1 protein-coding gene is annotated in these 1,330 nt (G+C 61.1%); it reads left to right on the top strand.

Features of this window, described 5'->3' with window-relative positions; translation table 11 throughout:
- Positions 1 to 109: 109 nt before the first annotated feature.
- Positions 110 to 1,180, top strand: coding sequence for an ABC transporter substrate-binding protein (locus EN884_RS36100; RefSeq protein ID WP_024502621.1), 1,071 nt, complete (start codon positions 110 to 112; stop codon positions 1,178 to 1,180).
- Positions 1,181 to 1,330 lie beyond the last annotated feature (150 nt).

Here is a 1,330-nt window from a genome sequence, read left to right on the forward strand (position 1 = left end):
TCGTCATCGCTGCAGCAGCTGAAATCCTGCGCCATCGCGGCTTGTCCGCCACGGCGCCAAAGCCTGCGGATCCATCACAACCAAAACAAACCAAGAGAGGAGAACTGCAATGGCATTCGACCTGAAATCGATCTCTGCAAAGACTGTTTGCGCTGGATTGACGGCGTTCGCGCTGGCGCTGTCGTCGACCGTCGCTTTCGCCGGCGACAAACTGCAATATTTCACCTGGTCGGGCTATGAACTGCCCGACTTCAACAAGAGCTTCCTTGCCGCGCATCCCGATGGCGTCGAGGCCTCGATCTTCGGTGACGACGATGACGCCTTCACCAAGGTCAAGGCCGGCTTCCGACCCGACATTGCGCATCCCTGCTATGACAAGGTGGCGCGCTGGAACAAGGAAGGCCTGCTGCAGCCGATCGACACCAAGCGCATCAAGAACTGGGACTCGATCTTCCCGGTGTTCAAGAACCTGCCAGACCTGCAGGCTGGCGACGGCAAGGTCTGGATGGTGCCGTGGGACTGGGGCAACACCTCGATCCTCTACCGCACCGATCTGGTGAAGAACCCGGAAGCGAGCTGGAACCTTTTGTGGGACAAGCAGTATGCCGGTCGCATGGCGACGATCGACGCGGTGCATGACACGCCTGTCGTGGCGGCGCTGCTCGCCGGCGTCAATCCGTTCGACATGACGCCGGAGCAAATGGACAAGGTGGCCGAGAAGCTGCGCGAGCAGCGCCCGCTGCTCTCCAACTACACCACCGACATGACCTCCGTCGAACAGGCGCTGGCCAGCGGCCAATTGGTCGCCGCCATGACCTGGAACGCGTCGGCCACCTCGCTCAAGAAGCAGGGCGTGCCGGTCGAGTTCATGAAGCCCAAGGAGGGCATGCTGACCTGGGCCTGCGGCTTCGTGATGCTCAAGGACGCCAAGAATGTCGACCTCGCCTATGATTTCATCAACAGCCGGCTGGAGACGGATTCCGGCAAATACCTGATCGAGGCCTACGGCTATGGCAGCTCGACCAGTTCGGCCTTCGCGGCGGTGCCGAAGGAGGAGCTGGAGAAATTGCAGCTGCCGTCCGACCCGGAGGTGATGCTGAAGACCACCATCTTCACCGGACCGATGAAACAGAATGACGACCTCGCCAAGATGTTTGAGAAGGTGAAGGCGGGGGGATAAAGCTCCCCCTTCTCCCCTTGTGGGAGAAGGTGTCGCCGAAGGCGACGGATGAGGGGTGCTCCAGGGAACACCAGCGTCTCACTCCGCTGGAACACCCCTCAACCGTCTCGGCGCTGCGCGCCGATCCACCTTCTCCCACAAGGGGAGAAG

Source organism: Mesorhizobium sp. M7A.F.Ca.AU.001.01.1.1, assembly GCF_004022735.1.
Lineage (GTDB): Bacteria > Pseudomonadota > Alphaproteobacteria > Rhizobiales > Rhizobiaceae > Mesorhizobium > Mesorhizobium ciceri.

What these genes read in the sequence shown, in the direction of transcription:
- EN884_RS36100 (WP_024502621.1), top strand. Translation starts at nt 110, where the DNA reads ATGGCATTCGACCTGAAATCGATCTCTGCAAAGACTGTTTGCGCTGGA.